Annotated in this window: 12 protein-coding genes; 3 read left to right on the top strand and 9 right to left on the bottom strand. The window is 71.5% G+C overall.

Annotated elements, in window-relative coordinates; genetic code table 11:
• Positions 1-364: 364 nt before the first annotated feature.
• From glgB to ACIRQ7_RS01395, 4 genes are all read right to left on the bottom strand, one after another.
• Positions 365-2,818 (bottom strand): 1,4-alpha-glucan branching enzyme, encoded by a 2,454-nt coding sequence (gene glgB / locus ACIRQ7_RS01410; protein WP_404259039.1) that lies wholly within the window; start codon positions 2,816-2,818, stop codon positions 365-367.
• Between the two features lie 224 nt (positions 2,819-3,042).
• Positions 3,043-4,524, bottom strand: a complete 1,482-nt coding sequence (locus tag ACIRQ7_RS01405; RefSeq protein WP_404259038.1) for a maltokinase — start codon at positions 4,522-4,524, stop codon at positions 3,043-3,045.
• 321 nt (positions 4,525-4,845) lie between these two features.
• Positions 4,846-6,567: a maltose alpha-D-glucosyltransferase gene (gene treS / locus ACIRQ7_RS01400; RefSeq protein WP_403666639.1), complete on the bottom strand. Its 1,722-nt coding sequence runs from the start codon at positions 6,565-6,567 to the stop codon at positions 4,846-4,848.
• Positions 6,564-8,567 carry an alpha-1,4-glucan--maltose-1-phosphate maltosyltransferase gene (locus ACIRQ7_RS01395; protein ID WP_404259036.1) on the bottom strand — a complete coding sequence of 668 codons (2,004 nt, stop codon included), beginning with the start codon at positions 8,565-8,567 and terminating at the stop codon, positions 6,564-6,566. Before ACIRQ7_RS01395 ends, treS begins: the two co-directional genes overlap by 4 nt.
• A 534-nt stretch (positions 8,568-9,101) precedes the next feature.
• Between ACIRQ7_RS01395 and glgP the strand changes: the two genes are divergently transcribed.
• Positions 9,102-11,798, top strand: coding sequence for an alpha-glucan family phosphorylase (gene glgP, locus ACIRQ7_RS01390; RefSeq protein WP_404259034.1), 2,697 nt, complete (start codon positions 9,102-9,104; stop codon positions 11,796-11,798).
• Between the two features lie 149 nt (positions 11,799-11,947).
• Here glgP and ACIRQ7_RS01385 read toward each other — a convergent pair whose 3' ends face one another.
• The 5 genes from ACIRQ7_RS01385 to glgX all read right to left on the bottom strand — a co-directional run bounded on the left by ACIRQ7_RS01385 (position 11,948) and on the right by glgX (position 23,410).
• On the bottom strand, positions 11,948-13,582 hold the full coding sequence (locus ACIRQ7_RS01385; RefSeq protein WP_401463182.1) for a M4 family metallopeptidase: 1,635 nt from the start codon (positions 13,580-13,582) through the stop codon (positions 11,948-11,950).
• Positions 13,583-13,858: 276 nt separating this feature from the next.
• The gene (locus ACIRQ7_RS01380; protein WP_404259032.1) at positions 13,859-16,129 is read right to left on the bottom strand and encodes a M4 family metallopeptidase; all 2,271 of its coding nucleotides are present in this window, start codon (positions 16,127-16,129) and stop codon (positions 13,859-13,861) included.
• Between the two features lie 747 nt (positions 16,130-16,876).
• On the bottom strand, positions 16,877-18,790 hold the full coding sequence (locus ACIRQ7_RS01375) for an ABC transporter ATP-binding protein (RefSeq protein ID WP_404259030.1): 1,914 nt from the start codon (positions 18,788-18,790) through the stop codon (positions 16,877-16,879).
• A complete protein-coding gene (locus tag ACIRQ7_RS01370; protein WP_404259029.1) occupies positions 18,787-20,919 on the bottom strand; it encodes an ABC transporter transmembrane domain-containing protein in 2,133 nt (710 codons plus the stop codon). Before ACIRQ7_RS01370 ends, ACIRQ7_RS01375 begins: the two co-directional genes overlap by 4 nt.
• A 130-nt stretch (positions 20,920-21,049) precedes the next feature.
• The gene (gene glgX, locus ACIRQ7_RS01365) at positions 21,050-23,410 is read right to left on the bottom strand and encodes a glycogen debranching protein GlgX (RefSeq protein WP_404260044.1); all 2,361 of its coding nucleotides are present in this window, start codon (positions 23,408-23,410) and stop codon (positions 21,050-21,052) included.
• Positions 23,411-23,706: 296 nt separating this feature from the next.
• On the opposite strand from glgX, the gene ACIRQ7_RS01360 reads away from it, so the two are divergent.
• Both ACIRQ7_RS01360 and ACIRQ7_RS01355 read left to right on the top strand, forming a co-directional pair.
• A complete protein-coding gene (locus ACIRQ7_RS01360) occupies positions 23,707-25,026 on the top strand; it encodes an Ig-like domain-containing protein (RefSeq protein ID WP_404259027.1) in 1,320 nt (439 codons plus the stop codon).
• A 215-nt stretch (positions 25,027-25,241) separates the two neighbouring features.
• Positions 25,242-26,483, top strand: a complete 1,242-nt coding sequence (locus ACIRQ7_RS01355; protein WP_404259026.1) for an Ig-like domain-containing protein — start codon at positions 25,242-25,244, stop codon at positions 26,481-26,483.
• Positions 26,484-26,569: the final 86 nt, after the last annotated feature.

The following is a 26,569-nucleotide window of genomic DNA, read 5'->3' as shown; positions in this document are numbered from 1 at the left end:
GGAGCTTGTTGTGGTGGGGGCGGGGGGGGCGGAGGCGACCCCCCGCCAATTTTGTCGCCCGCGGGGGGCGCCCGGGCGGGGGGGGGGGGGCGGGGGGGGCCCCCCCCCCCCCGCTGCCGTCCCGCCCCCGCCCGCTGCCCGGCCACACCCTCCGACCTGCAGTTTCACCCCTGCTCGGCCGTCGACGGCCGATTGTCAGTGCCCCCTGACACCATGCAGGTAACGGTCCGAAAAGCGGCCGGCGCGGGCCGGTCGCGGGCCGTGAAAAGGGGTGGGGATTGAACATTTGGGGGACGGGTCCGTTCGGTGTCGCCGCAGGGGACGACAGCAATCGACCGTAGGGGGGAGCGGGTCGTAGGGGGGATCAGGCGGGGCGGAACCAGACCGTGGCCAGCGGGGGGAGCACCGCCGTGACGGAGGTGGCGCGGCCGTTCCAGGGAGTCGGTTCGGCCTTGAGGGGGTCGGGGTTGGCGATGCCGCTGCCGCCGTAGCGCGGCTCGTCGGTGTTGAGGGCCTCACGCCAGGCAGGGATGTGATCGGGGACGCCGAGCCGGTAGGCGTGGCGGACGACGGGCGAGAAGTTGGTGACGGAGATCAGCGGGGAGCCGTCGGCGGCGAAGCGGAGGAAGGAGAAGACATTGTCCTCGCCGGCGTCCCCGTCGATCCAGGAGAAGCCTGCCGGGTCGGTGTCGCGTTCCCAGAGCGCGGGCAGGGCGGCGTAGCCGCGGTTCAGTTCGCGCACCAGATCGCGGACGCCCCGGTGGTCCGGCTCCGCCTCGTACGACGGGTCCAGCAGCCACCAGTCCGGGCCGTGGCTCTCCGCCCACTCCGCGCCCTGCGCGAACTCCTGCCCCATGAAGAGGAGTTGCTTGCCGGGGTGGGCCCACATGAAGCCGAGGTACGCGCGATGGGTGGCCCGCTGCTGCCACCAGTCGCCGGGCATCTTCGACACCAGGGAGCGCTTGCCGTGCACCACCTCGTCGTGGGAGATGGGCAGCACGTAGTTCTCGGAGTAGGCGTAGACCATGGAGAAGGTCATCTCGCCGTGGTGGTACTTGCGGTGCACCGGCTCCTTGGACACATAGCCGAGCGAGTCGTGCATCCAGCCCATGTTCCACTTCAGGCCGAAGCCGAGGCCGCCGAAGCCGTCCGGGCCGACGTGGTGCGTGGCGCGGGTGACGCCGTTCCAGGCGGTGGACTCCTCGGCGATGGTGACGACGCCGGGGCAGCGGCGGTAGACCGTCGCGTTCATCTCCTGGAGGAAGGTGACCGCGTCGAGGTTCTCCCGTCCTCCGTTGACGTTCGGCGTCCAATCGCCGTCCTCGCGCGAATAGTCGAGGTAGAGCATCGAGGCGACGGCGTCCACCCGGAGGCCGTCGATATGGAACTCCTCGCACCAGTAGACGGCGTTGGCGACGAGGAAGTTACGGACCTCGGTGCGGCCGTAGTCGAACTCCAGCGTGCCCCAGTCCGGGTGGGCGGCCCGTGCGGGGTCCTCGGGCTCGTACAGCGGCCGCCCGTCGAACTCCGCCAGCGCCCAGTCGTCGCGCGGGAAGTGCGCCGGCACCCAGTCCATCAGCACCCCGATGCCCGCCCGGTGCAGCGCGTCGACCAGGAAGCGGAAGTCGTCCGGGGTGCCCATCCTGGCGGTGGGCGCGAAGAACCCGGTCACCTGATAGCCCCAGGAGCCGCCGAAAGGGTGCTCGGCGACCGGCATCAGCTCGACGTGCGTGAAACCCAAATCCTTGACGTAGGCCGGGAGTTGGGTGGCCAGCTGGCGGTAGGTGAGGCCGGGCCGCCAGGAGGGGAGATGCACCTCGTAGACGGAGAACGGCGCCTCGTGCACCGGGCGTTGGGCACGCCCCGCCATCCATTCGGCGTCCTGCCACCGGTAGTGCGTCTCGTGCACGATCGAGGCATTGGCGGGCGGGCACTCCGTACGCCGCGCCATCGGGTCGGCGCGCACGCTGTGCGAGCCGTCCGGCCGGGTGATCTCGAACTTGTACAGCTCGCCCTCGCCGACGGCGGGAAGGAAGAGCTCCCAGACGCCGGACGAGCCCAGCGAACGCATCGGATGCCCGGTGCCGTCCCAGTAGTTGAAGTTCCCGACGACCCGGACACCTTGCGCGTTGGGCGCCCAGAGGGTGAAGCGGGTGCCCGTCACCCCTTGGTGGTCCATGGTCCGGGCACCGAGCGCGTGCCACAGCTGCTCGTGCCGGCCCTCCGCCAGCAGATGCAGATCCAGTTCGCCCAGCGCGGGCAGGAAGCGGTAGGGGTCGCGCACGGTGACGGTGGTGTCGTCGTACTCGACCTGCAGCTCGTACTCCGGGATCGTGCGCAGCGGCAGCACCCCGGCGAACAGCCCGTCGCCCTCCGCGTGCAGGCCCGCGCTCAGCCCCTTGGCCAGCACCGTCACGCTCCTCGCACAGGGCCGCAGCACCCGGATGAGCAGCCCGCCGCGTACGGGATGGGCGCCGAGCAGTCCGTGCGGATCGTGGTGCGCCCCGCCGAGCAGCCGCCCGCGGTCCTCGGCGCTGAGCGGCGGCGCGGCCCGCACCCCGCGACTGCCGCCCTTCGGCTGCGCCGCCCGGGGCCGGGCCTGCTCGGCCGTGCGCGCGGGGGCGGCGGCCGCGGCCCGCGGCGCGGGCGGCCGTGGGGACGACGCCGCGGGGGCGGCGGCCGTGGTGTCCACCACCGTCTCGGCCCCCGTCGGCGCGGGCGGGTCCGGGACGGCAGCTCCCGCCGTGGGTTCGTCGGTCGTGTCCGGGGCGGGCACGGGATCGGGGGTGGTGCGGCGGGACGGCGGACGGGCGGTCACGAGAGGAGCCTCCTCGGGGCGGCGGGCATCGGTCGGTTCGGTCGGATCGAAGCGGGCGGTGCGGGACGGTGCGGAGGTGCGGCGTCGGCATCACAGGGCCGTGCGCCGGCGTCGGTATCAGGGCTCCGTGCGCGGTGCGGGCCGGGGGCAGAAATGCCGGTGCCCACGGCCGCGCCGGGACGGCGGCACCCTCGGTGACGCGAACGGCCCCCGGCCGCGCGCCCTCACCGGCCATCGGCCCCGGGGCCCCCCGGGTCCCCGCCGGCGGGCCCCGCGGCCAGCCGGCGGATCGCGGCCATCGGGACCGGCAGCCAGTCCGGCCGGTGCCGGGCCTCGTAGAGCACCTCGTAGACGGCCTTGTCGGTCTCGTACGCGCGCATCAGCTCCGGAGCCGAGCGCGGGTCGAGACCGCCGGCCTCGGCGTAGCCCAGGCAGTAGGCGGCGCGGGTGCGCCGGGCCCACTCCAGCGACCAGGGGTCACCGCCGGCCGGGCCGCTGCGCGCCGCGTAGTCGAAGGACCGCAGCATCGCGGCGACATCGCGCACCGCGGGCTGCGGCTGCCGCCGTTCGGCCAGCGGCCGGGCCGGTTCGCCCTCGAAGTCGATCAGCGACCAGCGGCCCTCGCCGGCGGAGCGCAGCGTCTGGCCCAGGTGCAGATCGCCGTGGATGCGCTGGGCGGCCCAGCTGCGGCCGTCATGGCCGACCGCGGCGAGCGCGTCGAAGGCGGACCGCAGCCGGGAACGGTAGGGCTGGAGTACGGGCACGGCGCGGGCGGTGGCGTCCAGCCGTTCGTTCATCTGCCCGGCGATGGCCTCCAGCTGCGGGCGGCGCAGCGCGGTGACCGGCAGGGTCTGCGCGAGCGCGGTGTGCACCTCCGCGGTGGCGTGGCCGAGGGCCCGCGCCGAGCCGGTGAAGTCGGCGCGTACGGCCAGCGCGTTGAGGGCCAGCTGCCAGCCGTCCGCCGAGCCCGGCAGGAAGGGCTGGAGGACGCCCAGCGTGCTCGCCTCACCGCCGCTGTCGGGGGCCGCCGACTCGAACCACGCGGCGGGCGCAGGCACCCGCGCGCACTTGGCGTCGGCGAGTGCGCGCGGCAGCTCCAGGTCCGGGTTGACGCCGGGTTCGATCCGCCGGAAGACCTTCAGAATGAACGTATCTCCATAGACGATGGAGGAGTTCGACTGCTCGACGGCGATCGGCCGGGCGGGCAGCCCGGAGGGGATGTCGAGGTCGCCGTCGCGGCGGAAGCGCAGCGTGCCGAGCCGGCCCGGCATCCGCAGCCGCTCCAGCAGCAGCCCGCACAGCCGGCCGTCCAGCAGCGCGTCGTAGACGGTGCGGCCGCGCAGCGGGCCGCCTGTCGGCCGGCCGATCGCGGCGGGCGCCAGCTGCGGGGGGAGCGCGGGGTGCACTCCGAGCAGGAGTTGGTAGCAGTCGCCCGCACCCGCCTCGCGGCCCGCCGGCGCGGACTGCTGGGCGCGTACCAGCAGGTGCAGCAGGCCGGGTGTGCTGCCGTCGGAGGTGCAGGGCAGCAGTTCGGTCGCCGCGACCAGGCCGAAGCCGGTGATCAGCCGCCCCTTGCCGGCGAACCAGCGTTGGCGTGGCACCCATTCGGCGAGCAGGGGTGCCAGCGAGGACAGCAGGTCGGGTGCGGTGACGAGCGGGCGGTCGGGGGTGTTTCGGGTGGCACGGGTCGAGGCGGTGTCCGACATGGCGTCGCGTCCTTTCCCCGGGCACACGACAGGTTGCGCAAGTGTCCCGGAATGCGGCCTTGACTGTGCGGCGGCGCGGTGGGGGTACCCCCGGACGGAGTCCGGGGAGCGGCGGGCGAGTTCGTCCGTACGGCAGCGCCGTCGACGTGCGCGCTGCGCGGCCGTCCCCCGTGCCGGGCTCATCCCGCCCGTGTGCAGTAGGGAGACTGCCCGAGCGAAAGGTCGAAAAACGCCCGTACGCGCCCTGCGGCCGCGTACGGGCGGATTTCTTGCGGCCCGCGCCCGGGGTCGGGCGCGACGACGTGCCGGTGGCCGGCGTCTCTACGTGGCGTTCCGGCGCAGCCGGAACCAGTAGAAGCCGTGGCCGGCGAGCGTCAGCAGATACGGCAGTTCGCCGATGGCCGGGAAGCGGACACCGCCGATCAGCTCCACCGGATGGCGGCCGCTGAACGACTGGAGGTCCAACTCCGTGGGCTGGGCGAAGCGCGAGAAGTTGTGCACGCACAGCACCAGATCGTCGTCCGCGCCCTCGCCGGTCGCCGGTGCCTCCCGCAGGAAGGCCAGCACCGCCGGGTTGCTGGAGGGGAGTTCGGTGTAGCTGCCGAGCCCGAACGCCGGGTTCTGCTTGCGGATCTCGATCATCCGGCGGGTCCAGTGCAGCAGCGACGAGGGGGAACTCATCGCCGCTTCGACATTGGTGACCTGATATCCGTAGACGGGATCCATGATGGTCGGCAGCGAGAGTCGGCCGGGATCGCAGGAGGAGAAACCGGCGTTGCGGTCCGGCGTCCACTGCATCGGGGTGCGCACCGCGTCACGGTCGCCGAGCCAGATGTTGTCGCCCATACCGATCTCGTCGCCGTAATAGAGGATCGGCGAGCCGGGGAGGGAGAGCAGCAGGGCCGTGAAGAGTTCGATCTGATTGCGGTCGTTGTCCAGCAGGGGTGCCAGCCGCCGGCGGATGCCGATGTTCGCGCGCATCCGCGGGTCCTTGGCGTATTCCGCGTACATGTAGTCGCGTTCTTCGTCCGTGACCATTTCGAGGGTGAGCTCGTCGTGGTTCCGCAGGAAGATGCCCCACTGGCAGCCGGAGGGGATCGCGGGGGTCTTGGCGAGGATTTCCGAGACCGGATAGCGCGATTCGCGGCGCACCGCCATGAAGATCCGTGGCATGACCGGGAAATGAAAAGCCATATGGCATTCGTCGCCGCCGACGCCGTAGTCACCGAAGTAGTCGACGACGTCCTCGGGCCATTGGTTGGCCTCGGCGAGCAGCACGGTGTCCGGATAGTGCGCGTCGACCTCGGCCCGGACCCGCTTGAGGAATCCGTGCGAGCGTGGCAGGTTCTCGCAGTTGGTGCCCTCCTCGGCGTAGAGGTACGGCACCGCGTCCAGCCGGAAGCCGTCGATTCCCAGGTCGAGCCAGAAGCGCAGGGCGGAGATCATCTCCTCCTGCACCGTGGGGTTCTCGTAGTTGAGATCCGGCTGGTGGGAGAAGAAGCGGTGCCAGTAGTACTGCTTGCGCACCGGGTCGAAGGTCCAGTTGGAGGCCTCGGTGTCGACGAAGATGATCCGGGCGTCCGGATACTGCTTGTCGTCGTCGGCCCAGACGTAATAGTCGCCGTACGGCCCTTCGGGGTCCGTGCGGGATTCCTGGAACCACGGGTGCTGGTCGCTGGTGTGGTTCATCACCATGTCGATGATGACCCGCATGCCGCGTTGGTGGGCGGCGTCGACGAATTCCACGAAATCGGCCAGATCGCCGAATTCGGGGAGTACCGAGGTGTAGTCGGAGACGTCGTATCCGCCGTCCCTCAGGGGTGATTTGAAGAACGGCGGGAGCCAGAGGCAGTCCACCCCCAGCCATTGCAGATAGTCGAGTTTGGCGGTGATGCCCTTGAGGTCGCCGACGCCGTCGCCGTTGCTGTCCTGGAAGGAGCGCACCAGGACTTCGTAGAAGACGGCCCGTTTGAACCAGTCGGGATCGCGGTCCTTTGCCGGAGTGTCCTCGAACTTGTCGGGAACCGGCTCATTGACGATCAATTGGGTGACCCTCCGATCGGTGAGGACGGTCGCAGCGACAGCACATGAGCGGGCGCGGGGGAGCGGCCCGGCTCAAGGCGCACATAGTTGTCCCTGCCCCAGTGGTAGGTGTCGCCGGTGAGCTCGTCGCGCACCGGCAAGGAATCGTGCCGGCCGAGGCCGAGTTCCGGCATGTCCAACGACACCGTCGCTTCCTGGGTGTGGTGCGGGTCGAGGTTGACCACGGTGAGGACGACGTCGGCCGCGGGGCCGTGACCCGCGCGTTTGGAGTACGCGAGCACGGCGTCGTTGTCGGTGGGGTGGAAGTGCAGCGACCGCAGCTGCTGCAGGGCGGGGTGCCGGCGGCGGACCCGGTTGAGCGTGGTGATCAGCGGCGCGATGGTGCGGCCCTCGCGCGCCGCGGCGTCCCAGTCGCGGGGCTTGAGCTGGTACTTCTCGGAGTCCGCGTACTCCTCGCTGCCGTGCTGTACGGGTGTCGACTCGCACAGCTCGTATCCGGCGTAGACGCCCCACGTCGGGGAGAGGGTCGCGGCGAGGACGGCGCGAACCTCGAAAGCGGTGCGGCCGCCCGTCTGGAGGTAGTCGTGCAGGATGTCCGGGGTGTTCACGAAGAAGTTCGGCCGCAGGTGGGCGGCGCCGTCACCGGACAGCTCGGTGAGGTACTCGGTGAGTTCCTCCTTGGTGTTGCGCCAGGTGAAGTAGGTGTACGACTGCTGGAAGCCGACCTGGGCGAGGGTGTGCACCATCGCGGGGCGGGTGAACGCCTCGGCGAGGAAGAGCACGTCGGGGTCGGTGCGGTTGATGTCGCCGATCACCTTCTCCCAGAAGAACAACGGCTTGGTGTGCGGGTTGTCGACGCGGAAGATCCGTACGCCCTTGGCCATCCAGAAGCGCAGCAGCCGTTCCGTCTCCCGGATCAGGCCGCGCGGGTCGGCGTCGAAGGAAAGCGGATAGATGTCCTGGTACTTCTTCGGCGGGTTCTCGGCGTAGGCGATGGAGCCGTCCGCGCGGTGGTGGAACCACTGAGGGTGCTCGGTGACCCAGGGATGGTCGGGGGAGCACTGCAGCGCGAAGTCCAGGGCGACCTCCATGCGCAGGTCGCGGGCGGTCCTGACGAAGTGTGCGAAGTCGTCGAAGGTGCCCAGGTCCGGGTGCAGGGCGTCGTGGCCGCCGTCGGCGGAGCCGATCGCCCAGGGGGAGCCGACATCGCCGGGGCCGGCGGACAGCGCGTTGTTGGGGCCCTTGCGAAAGGCGGTGCCGATGGGGTGGACGGGTGGGAGGTAGACGACGTCGAAGCCCATGGCGGCGACGGCGGGCAGCCGTTCGGCTGCGGTGCGCAGGGTGCCGCTGACGGGGGTGCCGTCGTCGGCGGTGGTGGCGCCCTCGGAGCGCGGGAAGAGTTCGTACCACGAGCCGTAGAGGGCGCGGCGGCGCTCGACGTTCAGCGGCATCGGGCGGGAGACGGTGAGCAGTTCGCGCAGCGGATGGCGCGACAGCGCGTCGGTGACCTCGGGGGACAGGGCCACGGCCAGACGGGTGGCGGCGGGCAGCTGGGCGTCGCGCAGCGCGTCGACGGCGCTGAGCACCGACTCGCGGCCGTCGTTCTTGGGGACGTCGCCGGCCGCCCGTTCGTGCAGCGCCGCGCCCTCGGCGAGCACCAGCTCGGTGTCGATACCGGCCGGGATCTTGATGGCGGCGTGCCGTCGCCAGGTGGCGACGGGGTCGGACCAGGCCTCGACGGTGTACGTCCAGCGGCCCTCCACGTCCGGGGTGACCTCGGCGCTCCAGCGGTCGGTGCCGGGCCGCTGCTCCCGCATGGGGGTCCAGGGGCCGCAGCGGCCGGCGGGATTGCGCAGCACCACATTGGCGGCGACCGCGTCGTGCCCTTCGCGGAAGACGGTGGCCGAGACTTCGAAGGTCTCGTCCACCACCGCCTTCGCCGGGCGGCGGCCGCAATCGATCTGCGGGCGGATGTCCAGAACAGGGATGCGACCGATCATGGGCTCACCAAGGGCTTGAACAGCTTTGCGGCATTTGTCTGCTTTGCAGGGTTTGTCCTTTGTATCCGTTCCACGGCTGGGGGGCAGGGTGCGGGCATGGGGGCTCCTGTCCGCTTTCACTCGGTTGGCGGGATGCGGAGGGCCGAGTCGGGCGCGTACGGATCCGGTACGGGGTGCGGCGTGCGCAAGAGGCTTCCCTCGGGCGGGCGCCCGGAAATCCGGCGCCCGGTGAACTACCGGTGCGTCACCACGGCCCCGCCGTGATCTGCCGGACACACCGTCGAACACCCGTGGGCGAGGGCCGCGCTGCGGTGCCACGGTCGGCGTACACCTCCTCAACCCGGTTCGATCACAGCGGAGTTGTGGTGTGCGGTGGCTCCCGTGCCGTCGCCGGCCGAGCGGCGGCACACCGCAGCCTCTCGCCAGGAGGGAGTCCGTACAAGAGCGCATGAGGGGGTGGAATCAGCCATATCGCCCGACGCGTCGGTACGGCGTTCCCGGGCGACCGGGGCGCGGCGCCGCTACCGTCGAGGAGTGAAGGCCATCCGTCGTTTCACCGTGCGCCCCGTCCTTCCCGAATCCCTACGACCCCTCGGCGACCTGGCGCACAATCTGCGCTGGTCATGGCACCCCGAGACGCGTGAGCTGTTCCGGGCCGTCGACCCCGGGGGCCGTTCGCCCGCAGGCGACGACCCCGTACGGCTGCTCGCCGAGGTCAGCGCCGAACGGCTCGCCGAGCTGGCCGCGGACCCCGGCTTCCTGGCCCGGCTCACCACCGCCGCCGACGATCTGCGCGACTACCTCGACGGCCCGCGCTGGTACCAGAGCGAGGACCCGGCCGCCGGCGAGGGCGCCGGCCGGCCCGGGGCCATCGCCTACTTCTCGCCCGAATTCGGCATCACCGCCGCCCTGCCGCAGTACTCCGGCGGCCTCGGCATCCTCGCCGGCGACCACCTCAAGGCCGCCAGCGACCTCGGCGTTCCCCTGATCGGCGTAGGCCTCCTCTACCGGCACGGCTACTTCCGCCAGTCGCTGTCCCTGGAGGGCTGGCAGCAGGAGCACTACCCCGTCCTCGACCCGCACGAGCTGCCGCTCACGATGCTGCGCGAGGACGACGGCGCGCCCGCCCGGATGGTCCTCACCCTGCCGGGCGGCCGCCGGCTGCACGCCGCCGTCTGGCAGGCCCAGGTCGGCCGGGTCCCGCTGCTGCTGCTGGACTCCGACGTGGAGGAGAACGGCCCCGTGGAGCGCGAGGTCACCGACCGGCTCTACGGCGGCGGCAGCGAACACCGGCTGCTCCAGGAAATGCTGCTCGGCATCGGCGGCGTACGCGCCGTGCGCGCCTACTGCCGGATCAGCGGGCACCCCGCGCCCGAGGTCTTCCACACCAACGAGGGGCACGCCGGATTCCTCGGCCTGGAGCGGATCCGCGAACTGACCGACGGTGGAACGGAGTTCGGCGCCGCGCTGGAGTCCGTACGCGCCGGCACCGTCTTCACCACGCACACCCCCGTCCCGGCCGGTATCGACCGCTTCGAGCGCGAGCTGATCGCCCGCCACTTCGGCCCGGACGGCGAGCTGCCCGGCGTCGAGGCGGAACGCGTCCTCGCGCTCGGCACCGAGCCCACCGCCGACGACGAGGAGCCGGGCCTGTTCAACATGGCGGTGATGGGGCTGCGGCTGGCCCAGCGCGCCAACGGCGTGTCCACGCTGCACGGGCAGGTCAGCCGGGAGATGTTCGCCGGCCTGTGGCCCGGATTCGACGCCGACGAGGTGCCGATCACCTCCGTCACCAACGGGGTGCACGAGCCGACCTGGGTGGCGCCCGAGGTGCTGCGGCTCGGCGCGGGGCGGACCGGCGGCGGCCGCACCGACGGGTCAGGGCCGGGAATCCGCGACGCGGTGGCCCGGATCCCGGACTCGGCCCTCTGGGAACTGCGCCGCACGCTGCGCGAACAGCTGGTGACCGAGGTCCGCGAACGGCTCCGCGCCTCCTGGCTGCAGCGCGGGGCCGGCAGCGCGGAGCTCGGCTGGATCGACGGGGTGCTGTCCCCCGACGTCCTGACGATCGGGTTCGCCCGCCGGGTCCCCTCCTACAAGCGCCTCACCCTGATGCTGCGCGATCCCGACCGGCTGCGGGCGCTGCTGCTGCACCCGGAGCGGCCGGTCCAGATCGTGGTCGCCGGCAAGGCGCACCCCGCCGACGACGGCGGCAAGGGCCTCATCCAGGAGCTGGTCCGCTTCTCCGACGATCCCCGGGTCCGGCACCGCCTGGTCTTCCTGCCCGACTACGGCATGGCGATGGCCCGAAAGCTCTACCCCGGCTGCGACGTCTGGCTCAACAACCCGCTGCGGCCCCTGGAGGCCTGCGGCACGTCCGGCATGAAGGCGGCGCTGAACGGCGCGCTGAACCTGTCGGTACGGGACGGCTGGTGGGACGAGTGGTACGAGCCGGACTTCGGCTGGGTCATCCCCACCGCCGACGGCTCCGCCACCGACGAGGACCGGCGTGACGAACTGGAGGCGAACGCCCTCTACACCCTGCTGGAGCAGCAGATCGCGCCGCGCTTCTACGACCGCAGCGGCGGCGTCGTCGCTGCCGGGCCGGGGCGCGGCGGGCCGGGCCGGGGCGGTGGGTCCGCCGTGGCGACGCTGCCGCGCAGCTGGGTCGAGATGGTCCGCCGCACGCTGCTCACCCTGGGGCCCAAGGTCCTCGCGGGGCGCATGGTGCGGGAGTACGTCGAGCGGCTCTACACCCCGGCCGCACACGCCCATCGCGCGCTGACCCCGGACGCGGCGGCCGAACTGGCCGGATTCAAGGCGCGGTTGCGCGACGCCTGGCCGCAGGTCTCCGTCGGCCGTGTGGAGACCGGCGCCACGGAACCGGCCGGCGGCAGCGGCGAACTCGGCACCTCGTTGACGCTGCGGGTGCGGGTGACGCTCGGCGACCTCACCCCGGATGACGTCGAGGTGCAGGTCGTCGCGGGCCGGGTCGACGGCTCGGACCGGATCACCGACGCCACGGCCGTACCCCTCAAGCCGGCCGCCGGACCCGACCTCGCGGGCGCCCACCTCTACGAGGGCCCGCTCGCCCTGGACCGCACCGGCTCCTTCGGCTACACCGTCCGTGTCCTGCCCGCCCACCACCTGCTGGCCTCCGGGGCCGAACCGGGCCTGGTCGCGGTCCCGGCGGACGTGAGCGCACAGGCGCCGGGGGTGCTCTTGCGGTGACCCGTGGCGACCGTGCCCGCGCGGTGGGGTACAGCCGCGCCGCGGCCCGGGAGCACGAAAAGGGACGGTGCCCGGAGGAAAACCTCCGGGCACCGCCCTGTGTGGGGTGACGTCACCCCGTAGCGCTCACTGTGCTGCCGTGCCGGGTGTCACTTGACGGCGACGCCGGTCCACGCGGCCTCGACGCCCTTGACCTCGGGGCTGCCGGCCTTGTAGAGGTCGGTCGCGGCCTTGACGGTCGCCTCGCGGGCGGCCTTGTAGTCCGTGTCCGAGGTCATGTACTCGGTCAGGGCCTTGAACCAGATCTTCTCGGCCTTGTCCCGGCCGATGCCCTCGACCTTCTTGCCGTCAGCCGTCGGGCTGTCGTACTTCACGCCACCGATCTCCTTCGCGCCGCTGCCCTCGGACAGCAGGTAGAAGAAGTGGTTGGCGACACCCGAGGAGTAGTGCGGGTCGAGACCACCGGTGCTGGAGTCCCAGTTGTCCTGCGACTGGCCGTCCTTGCTGGGCTTGTCCATGTAGCGCAGCGGGGTGCCGTCACCGTTGATGTCGATCTTCTCGCCGATGAGGTAGTCGCCCGGGTCCTTGTCGTTCTTGGCGTAGAACTCGACCGAGGTACCGAAGATGTCCGAGGTGGCCTCGTTCAGGCCGCCGGACTCACCGCTGTAGGTGAGGTTGGCGGTGGCGGAGGTGACACCGTGCGACATCTCGTGCGCCGCGACGTCGATGGCGGTGAGCGGAGCCTTGTTGCCCTCACCGTCGCCGTACGTCATGCAGAAGCAGCTGTCGTCCCAGAAGGCGTTGACGTAGCTGTCGCCGTAGTGGACGCGCGAGGAGGCACCCTTGCCGTCGCCCTTGATGCCGCTGCGACCGTGCACCTCCTTGTAGTAGTCCCAGGTCTCGGCGGCACCGTAGTGGGCGTCGACGGCCGCGGTCTGCGGGTCGTCGGGCTTGCCGGTGCCCCACTTGTCGTCCTCGTCCGTGAAGGCCTTGCCGTCGCCGGACTCGCCGTTCTCCAGGTTGGTGGTCTTGTGACCACCGCGCTCCTTGTCGGTCAGCGTGTAACCGCTGCCCTCCTTGGTGGTGCCCAGGTCGACGGAGCCGCTGAACTCGCTCTCGCCCTTGCCGGTACGGATCTCGTCGTACTGGAAGAGCTTCTTGCCGCTGTTGGCGTCGGTGATGACGTGCAGCCGGCTGGGGGTGCCGTCCTTCTTGACGCCCTTGACGACGGTGTCGTACGCGAGCACCGGCTTGCCGGAGGCGGCCCAGACGACCTTCTTGGGCGCCTGTGCGTCGGCCTTCTTCGCGCCGATGGTCTTCGTCGCGGTGCCCTGCGCGGACGCCGAGGCGGCCTTCGGGGCGATCTTCGCGCTGGTGGAGGCGACCTTGATGCCCTGGTCCGCCGCCTTGGTGGTGCTCTTGATGGCGCCGCCCTTGGCGGTGTGCACGATCAAGTCGCCGCCCAGGACCGGGAGTCCGGCGTAGGTGCGGTCGTAGCGGGTGTGCGTGGTGCCGTTGGCGTCCTTGATGACGTCCTTGACGACCAGCTTCTCCTGCGAGCCGAGACCCAGCTCCTTGGCGGTCTGCGCCTTGGTGGCGCTCGCGTCGCGCAGCAGTTCCGCGCGGTGCGAGGCGCTGAGCTTCAGCGGCGTGCCGCTCTGCGCGGACGGCTGGTTGGTGGAGGCGCCTGCGGTGCTCGCCGTGATGCCGGCGGCCAGCATGGCTGCAGCGGCGACGACGACGGTTCCGGTGACGCGGGTCTTACGGGATATGCGGGGGGTCACGCGAGCTCCTTCAACTTTGCCAAGTGGTGGGGGTGCAAAGCGATGCGGGTGTGACGTGCGTCGGGAAGACTGCCATTCGAACGCGTGCATGTCAGGAGGGTGTTCACAGGTTGGCTGAAAATCGTCCGTAGAGAGAAGATCGTTGTTCGTTAAACGGAGTGGGGCGCCGCCCCCGAAGATCCGGGGACGACGCCCAACTCGCTATCTCAGCAGGTCAGTTGTGACAGGTGACCCGCCGCCTGCACACGCGGGTGACGCTTCGGTGCCGCCGTGGGCTCAGAAGGTGAGCTTCCAGCCGTTGATGTAGCCCGTGTCGCCCGAGTAGACATCCTGCACCCGCAGCTTCCAGGTGCCGCTCGCCGCCTTCGTCGAGGCATTGACCGTGTAGGTCGCCTTCACGTTGGCCGCGGAGTCGAAGGCGCTGGCGCCCTTCAGCCGGTAGGCCGTGCCGTCCGGGGCGAGCAGGTCCACCACCAGGTCACCGCGGTAGGTGTGGACGATGTCCACCGCCACCTTCAGCGCGCTCGGCGCATTGCCGCTGCGGCTGACGGTGACCGGCGAGGTGACCGCCGCGCCCGCGTCCGGGACCGGCACATCGTCGGCGTTCTCGAAGACACTGCCGCCGCCGGCCGGGTTGACCGTCCAGGTGAAGGTGGCGGTGCCGGTCTTCTTCGCCGCGTCCGTGACGGTGACCGTGACGCTCTTGCTACCGGTCGCCGTCGGCGTACCGGATATCAGGCCGGTGCTCGCGTTGACCGAAAGCCCCGCCGGCAGCCCGCTCGCCGCGTAGGACAGGGCGCCCGCCGTGCCGCTGCTCGCCTTGATCTGCAGGCTCGCCGGCTGGTTCACGGTGCTGGTCTGGCTGCCCGGGTTGGTGACGCTGACCGCACCGCTGTCCGGCACGCGGGAGCCGACGTTCACCGCCGCCCAGGTGTTGGCGACCGTGTTGTACGTCGCGCTGCCCTGACCGAAGAGGTCGGCCGCGGCCGACAGCGTGGCGGTGCGTGCCGCCGCGTAGTTGGTGTTGGCGCTCATGTACTGGCTGAGCGCCTTGAACCACACCTTCTCGGCGTTGGCCCGGCCGATGCCCGGGACGGGCAGGTTGTCGTAGGTCGGGCTGTCGTAGTGGACGCCGCCGATGTCCTTCGCGCCGCTGCCCTCGGACAGCAGGTAGAAGAAGTGGTTGGCGACACCCGAGGAGTAGTGGACGTCGACATTGCCGATGCCGGAGTACCAGTAGTCCTTGGACGCGCCGTCCTTGCTGGGCTTGTCCATGTAGCGCAGCGGGGTGCCGTCGCCGTTGATGTCGATCTTCTCGCCGATGAGGTAGTCACCCGCATCGGTGGCGTTGCCGGCGTTGAACTCCACGGCGCTGGCGAAGATGTCGCTGGTGCCCTCGTTGAGGCCGCCGGACTCACCGCTGTAGGTGAGGTTGGCGGTGGCGGAGGTGACGCCGTGCGTCATCTCGTGCGCCGCGACGTCGATGGACGTCAGCGGCGCCGCGTTGCCGCTGCCGTCGCCGTACGTCATGCAGAAGCAGCTGTCGTCCCAGAAGGCGTTGACGTAGTTGTTGCCGTAGTGCACCCGGCTGTAGGCGCCCACGCCGTCGCCCCTGATGCCGCTGCGACCGTGCACGTTCTTGTAGTAGTCCCAGGTCAGCGCCGCGCCGTAGTGGGCGTCCACGCCGGCCGTCTGGACGTTCTGCGGGGTGCCGTCGCCCCACACGTCGTCCGGGTCGGAGAACAGCGTCCCGGTACCGGACGAACCGTGGTTGAGGTTGTACGTCTTGTGGTTGCCGCGCCCGGTGTCGGTCAGCGTGTACGACGGCGCGGTGCCCAGCGTCACCTTGCCGCTGTACTCGCTGTTGCCGGTGCCGTTCTCGATCCCCTGGTACTCGAAGATCTTGGCGCCGGTCGTGGCGTCCGTGATGACGTGCAGCTCGTTGGGCGTGCCGTCCTTCTGCAGCCCCCCGACCACCGTCTCGTAGGCGAGCACCGGCTTGCCGTCGGCGACCCAGACCACCTTGCGGGGGGCCTTGTCGGCCTCGGTCTTCTTCGAGCCCTGCGCCTGGGCCGACTTGAGGGCCTTCGCCTCGGCCGCGGCGGGCTTGATCTTCGCGGTGGTGCCCGCGACCTTGAGCTGCGAGCGCACGGCCTTGGTGACGCCCCGGAGGGTGCCGGCCTTGCTCTCGTGCACCACGAGGTCGCCGCCGAGGACGGGCAGTCCGTCGTAGGTGCGCTCGTAGCGGGTGTGCGTACTGCCGTCGGCGTCCTTGGCGACGTCCTTGACGACGAGCTTCTCCTTGGCGCCGAGCCCCAGCCGTTGGGCGGTGGCGGCGGTGGTGGCGCCGGCCTTCCGTATCAGCTCCGCACGCTGGGACGGGGACAGCTTGGCCGGCAGCGCGCCGGGGTCGGGCGTGGCGTGCGTGGTGCCCGGCCGCGGGGCGGCGGCCGTGCCGGTGCCGGCCTGTACGCCGACTGCCAGCATCGCCGTGACGGCGACAAGTGCGCCGGTCGCTACGGCGCGTCTATGGGGGGTGCGTCTCACACTGGCTCCTTCTGCGGTGGCCGCGGGAGTGCTCGTGCGGCCGAGGGGGACCGGAAGGCGAAGTGCCGTCCGGGCAGAGCGAGGCAGAACACGGAACGTGTGGGGGGAGACGTACGCGGTGGAACGGTGGCGCGGATGGATCCGGCTGTCGCGGGGAGCGGTGCTGTGGGGTCCCAGCGGCGACTGCGGGGAAGAGTCCCACCATGGGCGGGCTGTTGTCAGGCTCCCTTCAACGAAATGGCCGGAATCCGTCCGTTGCGCGAAATCCGTGTCCGGAAGACGGACGAAATGGGGGTTTCAGGAGGGCTTCGGGGCCATCGGTGGAGAAGTGACGCGGCGGGGCGGGCGCGCGGCCGCCGGGAGACTCCGCGACGCCGTGGACACCGCGCACGGCCGAAGTGCTCCGGCCCACGCGCTGGATGAGACGCCGCGTAGGTGACGCGCCACCCGTATGTGACACGCCACCTGTGGGTGACGCGGGCCGCCCCGGTGGTCCGCTGACGGTGAGGGGCCCCTCCCGGCCGGGCTCGTGACAGCGCGCAGGACGCACGCGGCGACCGGGCCGATGCGGAGCGGGCGCCGGGCACCCGGCTGCCGGACGGGACGACCACCGGCAGCCGGTGGAGCTGGACGTGGAGCTGGACGTGGAGCTGGACGTGGAGTTGGATCTGCCCTGGCCCTCGCCCTGTCCCTGCCTCTGGCCCTGAACCCTGGACCTGCCGCCGGCATCGCGCACGCCGGACGGCGTCACCCCACGCTGGACCGCCACGCCTGATGTAGTTCGGCGAACCGCCCGCGGTCCGCGATGAGTTCGGCCGGCGGGCCGTCCTCGACCACCCGGCCGTCCGCCATCACCACGACCCGGTCGGCGATCTCGACCGTCGACAGGCGGTGTGCGATCACCACGGCCGTACGCCCGCGCAGCACGGTGTCCATGGCGCGCTGCACGGCACGCTCGCCGGGGATGTCCAGCGAGCTGGTCGCCTCGTCCAGGATGAGCACGGCGGGGTCGGCGAGCAGCGCCCTGGCGAAACCGACCAACTGGCGCTGACCCGCCGAGATCCGTCCGCCGCGCTTGCGGACATCGGTGTCGTAGCCGTCCGGCAGTGCCGCGATGAAGTCATGGGCGCCGATGGCCTTCGCGGCGCGCTCGATGTCCTCACGGGTGGCGGCCGGGCTGCCGAGGGCGATGTTCTCGGCGACGGTGCCGGAGAACAGGAACGCCTCCTGGGTGACCATCACGACGCCACGGCGCAGCTCGGCGGTGGACAGTGCCCGCAGATCGACGCCGTCGAGGAGGACCTCGCCCTCGGTCGGGTCGTAGAAGCGGGCCAGCAGCTTGGCGAGAGTGGACTTGCCGGCGCCGGTGGCGCCCACCACCGCGACCGTCGACCCGGCGGCGAGCCGCAGATCGAAGCGGGGCAGCACCTCGCCGCCCGTGCGGTAGGCGAAGCGGACGCCGCGGAAGTCGACCGCACGCCCCGGCCGCCCCGCGGCCACCGCCGGCAAGGCGAGCGGCTCGGCGGGCTCGGGGACGGTGGGCCGCTGGGCCAGCAGCCCGGCGATCTTCTCCAGTGAAGCGGCCGCGGACTCGTAGGAGTTGAGGAACATCCCCAGCCGGTCGATGGGGTCGTAGAGCCGGCGCAGATAGAGCACCGACGCGGCCAGCACGCCGAGCGCGAGCCCGCCGGAGGCCACGCGGTAGGCACCCCACAGCACGATCGCCGCGACCGCCGCATTGGCCACCAGGCGGGAGGAGACGACATAGCGCGCCATCTCCAGGGTGGCGTCGCCGTTGACCCGCTCGTGCCGGTGGTTCAGCCGGCCGAACGCCGCGTCGTTCGACCGCTCCCGGCGGAACGCCTGCACCGGGCGGATGCCGTTGACCGTCTCGGTGAACTTCACGATGACGGCGGCGATCGCCGTCGACTTCAGGCTGTAGACACGCGCGGAGCGGCGCCGGAAGGAGCGTACGAGCAGCGAGAGCGGGCCTGCGGAGACGATCGCGGCGGCGCCGAAGCCCCAGTCGAGATACATCAGGGTCGCAGTGATGTAGAGCATCGACAGCACGATCGTGATCAGCTCCTGCAGCCCCTCGTCGAGGAGTTCGCGCAGCGACTCCACGTCGGTGGTGGCCCGGGAGATCAGCCGGCCGGAGGTGTAGCGCTCGTGGAAGTCGAGGCTCAGCGCCTGCGCATGGCGGAAGATCCGGCCGCGGAGGTCGAGCAGGGTGTCCTGGCTGATCCGCGCCGCGTGGTGGATGAAGACGGCCTGCAGCCCGCCGGATGCCACGGCGCACAGCGCGGCCGCCGCCGCCACCGCGAGCAGCGGGCCGTGATCGCCGGCCCGCAGCGCCGGCACCGCCCGGTCGAGCGCGAACGCGACCAGCAGCGGACCTGCCTGGACGGCGGCCTGCTGGAGCAGCAGGACGACTGCCACCCGCCACACGCGCCGCCGGTGCGGAGACAGCAGCGAACGCAGGAGGGTGCCCGAGGCGCCCTTGGGGGTGGGCAGCACATCGCGGGCGAACGCCGTGTCCTCCGGCGGCTGCTCCTCGTCCGGCCGCGGGGAGGCCTGGGAGGCCTGGGAGGCCGGCCGGCCGCCGCCCGGCGCGCCGTGATCCTCGTCGTCGGCCGGCCGGCCGGTCGCGGTGGTGGTCACCGGGCGCCTCCTTCCTCGCCGGACATCAGTGCGGCGTATTCCGGGTTGTCCCGCAGCAGTTCGTGATGGGTGCCGACGGCCGCGATCCGGCCGCCGGACAGCAGCGCCACCCGGTCGGCGAGCAGGACGGTGGACGGCCGGTGGGCGACGACCAGGGCGGTGGTCGTCGCCAGCACCCGGCGCAGCGCGGCCTCCACCAGGGCCTCGGTGTGGACGTCCAGGGCGGAGAGCGGATCGTCGAGGATCAGGAAGCGCGGTCGGCCCACCACGGCGCGGGCCAGCGCGAGCCGCTGCCGCTGCCCGCCGGACAGGCTCAGGCCCTGCTCACCGACCTGGGTGGCGGCCCCGTCCGGCAGTGACGCCACGAAACCGTCGGCCTGCGCGATCTTCAACGCCCGCCGCAGATCGTCCTCCTGGGCCCGCTCGCGGCCCATCAGGACGTTCTCCGCCGCGGTGGCGGAGAACAGCGTCGGCTCCTCGAAGGCCACCGACACCAGCGCACGGGCCTCGTCCCGGCCCAGCGTCGCCAGATCCCGGCCGTCGAGGGTGATCCGGCCCGCGGTCGGGTCGTACAGCCGCGGGACCAGCGCGGTCAGGGTGGTCTTCCCGCTGCCCGTCGCGCCGACCAGGGCCATGGTCTCGCCGGCCCGGATCCGCAGATCGACGCCCCGCAGGGTCGGCACGGAGCCCTCGGCGGCATCGGGATAACGGAACTCGACGCCCTCGAAGACCAGGCCCGCTCCGTCGGGGGCGTCGTCGACAGCGCCGCCGGTGGCCGGCGCCCGCGCGATCGGTCCACTTGCGATCGGCTCGCCCGCGATCGGTCCACTTGCGATCGGCTCGCCCGCGATCGGTCCACTTGCGATCGGCTCACCCGTGACCGGACCTCTTGCGATCGGTTCACCCGTGACCGGTTCACCCGTGACCGGTTCACCCGTGACCGGTTCACCCGTGACCGGTTCACTCGCGATCGGCGCACCCGCGGCCGATGCGTCCGCGGCCGATGCGTCCGCGACAGATACGTCCCCGTCGGATGCGCTGTCCCTGTCCTTGTCCCGGTCCCCGTCCCGGTCCCCGGCCCGGTCCCCGTCCGTGTCCCTGTCCGTGTCGCGCAGCGCCGCTTCGTCCATGACCTCGAAGTAGCGGTCGGTGGCGGTCGCCGCGTCGTTGCTCATCGCCAGCAGGAAGCCGATCGAGTCCACCGGCCAGCGCAGCGCCAGCGCCGTCGACAGGAACGCGACAAGGGTGCCCGCGGACAGCCCGCCGTCGGCCACCTGGAGGGTGCCGAGCACCAGGGCCGCGGCGATGGCGATCTCCGGCAGGGCGGTCATCACGGCCCAGATCGCGGCCAGCAGCCGCGCCTTGCGCAGCTCGGTCGTGCGCAGCCGGTGCGTCAGCTCCTTGAAGGCGCGGGCCTGGCTGCGATGGCGCCCGAAGCCCTTGATGATGCGGATGCCGAGCACCGACTCCTCGACCACGGTCGTCAGATCGCCGACCTGGTCCTGGGCCCGCCGCGCCGCGACCGCGTACTTCGCCTCGAACACCGAGCACATCACCATCAACGGCAGCACCGGTGCCAGCATTACCAGCCCCAGGGACCACTCCTGGGCCAGCAGAATCCCGCAGCCCACCAGAATCGTCGTGCCGTTGACCAGCAGGAACGTCAGTGGAAAGGCGAGGAACATGCGCAGCAGCTGAAGGTCGGTGGTGGCGCGGGACAGCAACTGGCCGGAGGCCCAGCGGTCGTGGAAGGCGACGGGCAGCCGCTGGATGTGCCGATACAGCGCCTCGCGCATCGCCGCCTCGACACCCGCCAGCGGCCGCGCCACCAGCCAGCGCCGCAGCCCGAACAGCCCCGCCTCGGCGATCCCGAGCAGCAGCAGATATCCACCGCCCCGCCACACCCCGCCCGGATCGCGGTGCGCCACCGGGCCGTCCACCAGCCACTTGAGGACCAGCGGGATGACCAGCCCGATGCACGACGCGAGGACCGCCACGAACGCGGCCGTGGACAGCCGCGCCCGCACCGGGCGGACGAACGGCCACAGGCGCAACAGCGAGCGCACTGCGGAGTGTTGGGGCGGATCGGAGCGGTCGGTCGGTGTCGTCAGCTGCGCGGTATCGGCCATCACTCGCGAGCGTACGGCGCACCACTGACAATGCTCACGCGGTTTTCCCGAGCCGGGCCCGGCAGGGAGGGGCGGAGGCCGGAAAGCACCCCCGGCAGGCCGCTGCGGACCGCTCTCCGGCGGCCCCCGGTCACCCCGGCACCACGCGGAACAGCAGCACCGACCGCCCCGGCACGGTGATCGTGGCGCCGGCCGCGTGCCGCGCCACGGCCGCCTCGCGCGCCCCGTCCCGCCGCCCCAGCCCCTCCACGCCCTCCTCCAGGCTTTCGTTCAAGTGGCCTTCACCCAAGTCCCCTTCGCCCAAGCCGCTTTCCGTCGGTTCCCCCTCCCGCGAGGTGTCGATGAGGAGTTCGTACTCCCGCGCCCAGGGCGGGCCCGGGAGGGTGACGGGGCGGGGCCCGGCGTCGGCGTGCAGGACCGCGAGGAAGCTGTCGTCGACGATGCGGACGCCCTGCGCGTCGCGCTGGGAGATGTCGTTCCCGGAGAGGTACATGCCCAGGGTGGCGCCCGGGGCGTACCAGTCCGCCTCGGTCATCTCCGTCCCGCCCGCGGTGAACCAGGCCAGATCGCGCAGCCCGCCCTGTTCCTGCGGGCGGCCGGAGAAGAAGGCGCGGCGGCGCAGTACGGGGTGGGCGCGGCGCAGCGCGATGAGGCGGGTGGTGAGGTCGGCCAGCGGCCGCCACCGCGGGTCGTCCAGGAGCGACCAGTCGAGCCAACTGGTGTGGTTGTCCTGGCAGTAGGCGTTGTTGTTGCCGTGCTGGGTGCGGCCCATCTCGTCGCCGGCGACCAGCATCGGGACGCCGGTGGACAGCAGCAGGGTGGTGAGCAGGTTGCGGAGCTGGCGCCGGCGCAGCGCTCCGACGGCCGGGTCGTCGCTCTCTCCCTCGGCGCCGCAGTTCCAGGCGCGGTTGTCGTGCGTGCCGTCGCGGTTGTCCTCGCCGTTGTCGGTGTTCCGCTTGTTCTCGTAGGAGACCAGGTCGCGCAGCGTGAAGCCGTCATGGGCGGTGATGAAGTTGACGGAGGCGTACGGGCGGCGGCCGCCCCAGGCGTACAGGTCGCTCGATCCGGAGAGGCGGTAGCCGAGGTCGCGGACGTCGGGCTGGGCGCCGCGCCAGAAATCGCGCACGGTGTCGCGGTAGCGGTCGTTCCACTCCGTCCACAACGGCGGGAAGGCGCCGACCTGATAGCCCCCGGCGCCCACGTCCCAGGGTTCGGCGATCAGCTTCACGCGGCGCAGCACCGGGTCCTGGGCGATGACGGCGAGGAAGGGGGAGAGCATGTCGACGTCGTGCAGGGAGCGCGCGAGGGCGGCCGCGAGGTCGAAGCGGAAGCCGTCCACCCCCATTTCGGTGACCCAGTAGCGCAGGGAGTCGGTGATCAGGCGCAGCACCTGGGGCTGGACGACGTGCAGGGTGTTGCCGCACCCGGTGTAGTCGGCATAGCGGCGGGGGTCGTTCTGGAGGCGGTAGTAGCCGCGGTTGTCGATGCCCCTCAGGGAGAGGGTCGGTCCGAGTTCCCCGGCCTCGGCGGTGTGGTTGTAGACGACGTCGAGGATCACCTCGATGCCGGCGGCGTGCAGCGCCCGCACCATCCGTTTGAACTCGCCGACCTGCTGGCCCCGGGTGCCGGTGGCGGCGTATCCGGCGTGTGGCGCGAAGTAGCCGATGGAGTTGTAGCCCCAGTAGTTGCGCAGCCCCCGGCGTACGAGGTGGTCCTCGTGCGCGAACTGGTGGACGGGCAGCAGCTCGACGGCGGTGACGCCGAGCCGGGTGAGATGTTCCAGCGCGGCGGGGTGGGCCAGGCCGGCGTAGGTGCCGCGCAGCCGTTCGGGGATACCGGGGTGCCGCATCGTGAAGCCGCGCACATGGAGTTCGTAGAGGACGGAATCCGGCCAGGGGGTTTTGGGCCGGCGGTCGTCCCGCCATTCATCGTCGGCGTCCTCGCCGGCGCGGCCCCCGGGGCTCTGCCCGACGACGACGCCCTTGGGGACGTACGGCGCGGAGTCGCGGTCGTCGCGCACGGTGTCGGCGACCTGCTGATGCGGCCAGTCGCGGACATGCCCGTAGACCTCGGCGGGCAGTGCGGGCCCGCCGGCACCCTGCTGCGTGCCGCCGGTGCCGCCGGTGCCGCCGAAGTCGCCGTCCACCGCCCTGGCGTACGGGTCGAGCAGCAGCTTCGCCGGGTTCCAGCGGGCGCCGGTCCACGGGTCCCAGCGGCCGTGCACCCGGTAGCCGTAGCGCTGTCCCGGGCGTACGCCGGGCAGGAAGCCGTGCCAGATCTCATGGGTCAGTTCGGTCAGCTGATGGCGCGTCTCCCGTTCCTCGTCGTCGAACAGACAGATCTCGACGGCCTCGGCGCCGCCCGCCCACAGGGCGAAGTTGGTTCCGGCGGTGCCGTCGGGTCCGGTGCGGTACCGGGCCCCCAGGGGTGTCGGACTGCCGGGGCGGACGGCGGCGGGCGGGACGGGCATGCGCGGTGTCGTGGCGGGCATGCCGCTGCGGCCCGCCTGTCCGCTCCGGCCGTCCGGTCCGTCGGGCCCGTCCTGTACTGCCTCCTGCTCGGGTGCGCTCGACACCTGCCGGCCTCCTGCGGCTCATGGCTCGGTCGGGCGGCGGCCCGTGCGCACGGCGTCCCGGCCGTACGGATGTCCCCGCCCTCCCCGTTGTTCTTCCCGCAACCGGGGGCCGCCGCACGTTTCTGTCCGTGTGGGCGTGCACCGGCACTCCCAAGACATTCCGAGTCCTGACATACACCCTTACTGACGCACCATCAGTCACAATTCGGTGCATGACCGTCGATGAGAAGGACCCAGCGGGAGGCCGCGGACAAGGTGGCGCGGGCAACGGCGCCCACGGCGCGGCCGGCGGCCCGGCGGGCCCGGTGGCGTCCCGGGCACCGCGGCGGGCCCGCGCCGCCGTCGTGGCCGTCGCCGCACTCGCCCTGGCGGCTTCACTGGCCGGCTGCGGTTCCTCGGACGACTTCATGGGGGACAAGGCACCCTCCTCGGACGACGCGATCCAGGTCGTCCCGCGCGACGGCGCGCACGGCGTACGGCTGGGGGAGCGGTTCGAGGTCCGGGTCCCGGACGGCCGGCTGGAGCGGGTCGACGTCAGACGCTCAGGGGACAGCGGTCAGGAGCCCGTCGCCGGCCGGATCTCCCAGGACGGGATGAGCTGGCGCCCGGCGGCCGGCCCGCTCGAATTCGGTGCGAAATACACCGTGGACGCGGTGGCGCTGGACGGCTCGGGCAGCCGTTCCGCCCGCCACACCACCTTCACCACCCTCGTGCCCTCGGAACGCTTCATCGGGTACTTCACGCCGGAGAGCAACGCCACGGTCGGCACCGGCATGATCGTTTCGCTGGAGTTCAACCGCCCGATCGCCGACCGCGCGGCCGTCGAGCGCGGGATCTCGGTCACCGCCGACCCCGGCGTGGAGATCGCCCCCCACTGGTTCGGCCGCCGGCGGCTGGACTTCCGGCCCCGCGAACGCTGGAAGCCGGGCACCCACATCGCGGTGGACCTGCGGCTGCGCGATGTGAAGGCCGGCCCCCGCTCCTACGGGACCCAGCGCAAGACCGTCCACTACCGGGTCGGCCGGGACCAGGTCAGCACCATCGACGCCGCGGCGCACACCATGACCGTGGTCCGGGAGGGGAAGGCGCTGGCGACGCTGCCGGTCACCGCGGGCAACGCGGGCAACCCCACCTACAACGGGAGGATGGTCATCCTGGAGCGGCACTCGGTGACGCGGATGAACGGCTCCACCGTCGGCTTCACGAACAAGGCGGGCAAGGGCGAGTACGACATCCCGGATGTGCCGCACGCGATGCGCCTCACCGGGACGGGCACCTTCGTGCACGGCAACTACTGGGCGCAGCCGGAGATTTTCGGCGCCACCAACACCAGCCACGGCTGCGTCGGCCTGGAGGACGTCAAGGGCGGCCGCAATCCGCACACCCCGGCGAGCTGGCTGTTCCACCAGTCGATCGTCGGTGACACCGTGGAGGTGCGGAACTCGCCGGAGCGTGTGGTCGCAGCGGACAACGGCCTGGGTGGCTGGAACATGACGTGGCAGGCGTGGAAGAACGGCTCCGCGCTGAAGTGACCCGGCCGCCGGAAAGCTTCTATTCCTGGATATCCACGGGCGAACCGGCCTTCCTCCCCGGAGCCGTCCGCACGCCCCCCGCACTTGGGACTGAACGGTGACATCGGTGGGGAGTTCACTGTCACCGCGGTGTGGTTATCTAACGGCAAGCGCGCGGCCGTACGCGTCCGCGCGCGGGGGACCGCGGGCCGTTGCGAGGGGAAAAGGGGCCAGTCGTGAAGGTGCAGCCGATATCGGGGGAGCCGGTTCGCCGGCGGCGGTGGCCACGCGGCGGAGGACCGCTCGCGGTGCTGCTCGGCTCCATGCTTCTGCTGGTGACCGCGTGCGGTGGCGGTGACTCCGGGGACGGAAAGAAACCGGCCGGAAAGGCGGGGGCGGGCAAGTCCGCCTCGCAGGCCGCCGTGACGATAGCGCCCAAGCAGGGCGCGGACGACGTCGCCACCAGTGGCGCGCTGAAGGTGACCGCCCGCAAGGGCAAGCTCACGTCCGTCAAGGTCAAGGACGACAAGGGCAACGAGATCGGCGGGAAGATATCCGGTGACGGCGCGCTGTGGCAGCCGAGCGGCCACCTCGGCGCCTCGACGGAGTACAGCGTCGACGCCGTGGCGGTGGACGGTCAGGGCCGGGAGGCCGCCGAGCACTCCACCTTCACCACCCTCGTCCCCAAGAACACCTTCATCGGCCAGTACTCCCCGGAGAACGGCCAGAAGGTCGGCGTCGGGATGCCGGTCTCGATCCGCTTCACCCGTGGGATCACCGACCCCAAGGCCGTCGAGAAGGCCGTCAAGGTCACGGCGAAGCCGTCGGTCCCGATCGAGGGCCACTGGTTCGGCAACGACCGCCTCGACTTCCGCCCCGAGAAGTACTGGGCGGCGGGCACCAAGGTCACCCTCAAGCTCGATCTGAACGGCGTCCAGGGCCGCCCCGGCGTCTACGGCACGCAGACCAAGCAGGTCTCGTTCACCGTCGGCCGCAGCCAGGTGAGCACGGTCGACGCCCGGTCGAAGAAGATGACCGTCGTCCGGGACGGCAAGACGCTCAAGACCATCCCGATCACGGCCGGCGCCCCGGGCACCGAGACGTACAACGGCCGGATGGTGATCAGCGAGAAGCACCCGGTGACGCGGATGAACGGCGACACCGTCGGCTTCGGCGGCGAGTACGACATCAAGGACGTCCCGCACGCGATGCGGCTGAGTACCTCCGGCACGTTCATCCACGGCAACTACTGGTCGGGCAAACCGGCGTTCGGCGCGCAGAACGCCAGCCACGGCTGCGTCGGCCTGTTCGACCAGCGCGGCGGCGGCGACAGCTCCACCCCCGCGGCCTGGTTCTTCAACAACTCGCTGATCGGCGATGTCGTGATCGTCAAGAACTCGCACGACGAGACGATCCAGCCCGACAACGGCTTCAGCGACTGGAACCTCTCCTGGGACAGCTGGCGGGCCGACCAGTAGGGCGAGCGGAACCGGCAGGGCAGTGGGCCCGGTGCACTGTGACCAAGTGCACCGGGCCCCGGTCGTTAACGCGGACTAACCTTCCT

Origin of the sequence: Streptomyces sp. NPDC101393 (assembly GCF_044767385.1) — a bacterium.
Classification (GTDB): Bacteria; Actinomycetota; Actinomycetes; order Streptomycetales; family Streptomycetaceae; genus Streptomyces.
This window is presented reverse-complemented; position numbering and strand designations above follow the sequence as displayed.

What these genes read in the sequence shown, in the direction of transcription:
- ACIRQ7_RS01405 (WP_404259038.1), bottom strand. Translation starts at nt 4,524, where the DNA reads ATGTCGGACACCGCCTCGACCCGTGCCACCCGAAACACCCCCGACCGC.
- ACIRQ7_RS01395 (WP_404259036.1), bottom strand. Translation starts at nt 8,567, where the DNA reads ATGATCGGTCGCATCCCTGTTCTGGACATCCGCCCGCAGATCGATTGC.
- ACIRQ7_RS01370 (WP_404259029.1), bottom strand. Translation starts at nt 20,919, where the DNA reads ATGGCCGATACCGCGCAGCTGACGACACCGACCGACCGCTCCGATCCG.
- glgX (WP_404260044.1), bottom strand. Translation starts at nt 23,410, where the DNA reads ATGCCCGCCACGACACCGCGCATGCCCGTCCCGCCCGCCGCCGTCCGC.
- ACIRQ7_RS01360 (WP_404259027.1), top strand. Translation starts at nt 23,707, where the DNA reads ATGACCGTCGATGAGAAGGACCCAGCGGGAGGCCGCGGACAAGGTGGC.